Source organism: Haladaptatus sp. (genome assembly GCF_049589095.1).
Lineage (GTDB): Archaea > Halobacteriota > Halobacteria > Halobacteriales > Haladaptataceae > Haladaptatus.
Genome location: NZ_JBAWAC010000289.1, coordinates 1 through 2020 on the forward strand (window position 1 = coordinate 1; position 2020 = coordinate 2020).

The window sequence follows — 2020 nt, forward strand, 5'->3', positions numbered from 1 at the left end:
GGCTTCGTCCGTGTCCGCGTCGAGTTCCAGACGGGCAAGAATCCCGTTCAGGTAGTTGTGCGTCTTCGCGTGGGCGGGGAGCGCCGCGTCGGGCACACGCTGCGTCTCCACGACTTCGGCGGTGGCCGGGGCGTCCCAGACCGGAGTCCCCTCGCTTCCGCCGCGGAGAAGGTCCGAGACCATCACGACGACCGTCGGATTCTCGGCGGGACCGGGTGATAGTTTGCCGGGCTGTGGACCCCGCGAGATGGTGAGTTTGACGTACGCTTCCTGAAGGTTGTTCGCGTCGAGCGTGTCGCGGATACGTTCCAGAAAGTCCTCGTCGGAAATCCCGTGATCGAGCGCGAGGGCATCGCAGGTCGCTTGCAGACGCTCGGCGTGTGCCTCCCATTCGAACACGGTTCCGCCGTAGGCGCGCAGGGTTTCGAAGGCCGCATCACCGTACATGAAGCCACGGTCGCGGACACTCACGGTCGCCTCGTCGGCCGGAACGAGGTCGCCGTTCACGTGGTAGTACATGGTCCTCCCGATTCACGCTCCCGTTCGTCTTCACACAGTTCACAGAAGTTCCGCACGAGGCGTTTCCCCTCGTCGGTGAGGATGCTCTCGGGGTGGAACTGCACGCCGACGTGCGGGAGGGTCGCGTGCCGAACCCCCATCACGATGCCGCGCTCGTCCGTCGTCCGCGCCGTCTCGACGAGCACGTCCGGAATGTCGCCGTGTTCGACCGCCAACGAGTGGTATCGCCCGACGTCGAACTCCGTGGGCAACCCGTCGAAGATCCCCTCGCCGTCGTGTGTCACCGTCGATGGCTTCCCGTGGACGACGTCCGGCGCGTGGCCGACCCGCGCGCCGTGGGCCGCACAGAGCGCCTGATGGCCCAGACAGACGCCGAGCGCGGGATAGGTGGTTTCGGAAAAGACGGCCATCGAAACCCCCGCGTCGTCCGGGGTTCCGGGACCCGGCGAGACGATGATTCCGTCGGGGTCGAGAGCGCGGATACCGGCCACGTCGATGGCGTCGTTCCGCCGGACAACCACCTCGTCGGCAAACTCACCGAGATACTGGACGAGGTTGTAGGCGAACGAGTCGTAGTTGTCGATGACGAGAATCATTGTGGGATGGGCGACGGTGACGGTCTCTATGTCGTCGGTTGGCGGACCGGCACGTAAAAGCTGACCTTTTCGGGGGCGATCCGGAAACGAACGATGACCGCCCGAACTCAATCGTCGCCGTTCTCGAACCGCACCACGTCGATGTCGGTGCCGGTGTCGGGGTCGCGTTGGGCGACGATGGAGAGCGTCTCGCGGGCGAGGGCTTCCACGTCGTCCAACCCGCGGTCCGTGTCGGCCTGTTCGAGGGGGCCGAAGGCGACGGACGCGCCGCTGCCGAGCGCGGTCACGTCGGACGCGAGCACGAGGCCGTCGCTCCCGACTTCGCGGAGACCGACGTCGCCGTTCGAATCTAGCCCTACGACCAACCCGTCGAGACCGAGTTCTCCCGTCAACTCGCTCGCAACCTGCGCAATTCGGTCGATGTGGACGTCGTCGCTCTCCTCTCGACTGCGGTCGAGTTCGGTGCCGAACCGGCGGTCAAACTCCTCGATGGCTCCGACGCCACCGACGACGGCGGCACCGGCGTCGTCGTACTCGAACACTCGCCGTACCCCGTCCGAAGTGACGGCGTCGTCGCTCGTGACTCGGCGGTCGGCGGCGAGAACGGTACCTTCGGCACACCGAATTCCGATAACGGTCGCCATAGATGGAGGTCGGGACGAAGCCAAAAGAGGATTGTTGCCGTCGAGTCGCCGTTCCACCCCGCATCTTGACGAACCTACGCCTCGGCGACGGGCCGACGGCGGGTCCGGTAGACGCTCATCGAGGCGATAGAGAGCGCGATGACGAGCGCGACGACGGCGCTACCGACGAAGAGCGGGTAGTAGCCCGTGACCTCGGCGAGCGCGGCGAACAGGACCGGCCCCGCGGCACGCCCGAGGAACGTCGTGCTGTTGCGCAGGCTC

General features: G+C 66.2%; 3 protein-coding genes and 1 pseudogene. All 4 read right to left on the reverse strand.

All coding sequences use genetic code 11. The features are described from left to right. Nucleotides 1-519, reverse strand: a 519-nt coding sequence (locus tag WBV42_RS09410) for an aminotransferase class IV (RefSeq protein ID WP_423985795.1), incomplete at its 3' end; no start/stop codon positions are given. After that, nucleotides 504-1115 carry an anthranilate synthase component II gene (locus WBV42_RS09415; protein ID WP_423985796.1) on the reverse strand — a complete coding sequence of 204 codons (612 nt, stop codon included), beginning with the start codon at nt 1113-1115 and terminating at the stop codon, nt 504-506. The genes WBV42_RS09415 and WBV42_RS09410, both read right to left, overlap by 16 nt. Before the next feature lie 107 nt (nt 1116-1222). After that, nucleotides 1223-1759, reverse strand: coding sequence for a 20S proteasome subunit A/B (locus WBV42_RS09420; RefSeq protein WP_423985797.1), 537 nt, complete (start codon nt 1757-1759; stop codon nt 1223-1225). Between the two features lie 74 nt (nt 1760-1833). Then, a pseudogene (locus tag WBV42_RS09425) lies at nt 1834-2020 on the reverse strand (MFS transporter); the annotation flags it as partial.

Bases quoted from the DNA above. Each gene is read 5' to 3' on its own strand.
- WBV42_RS09420 (WP_423985797.1), bottom strand. From the start codon at position 1,759: ATGGCGACCGTTATCGGAATTCGGTGTGCCGAAGGTACCGTTCTCGCC.
- WBV42_RS09415 (WP_423985796.1), bottom strand. From the start codon at position 1,115: ATGATTCTCGTCATCGACAACTACGACTCGTTCGCCTACAACCTCGTC.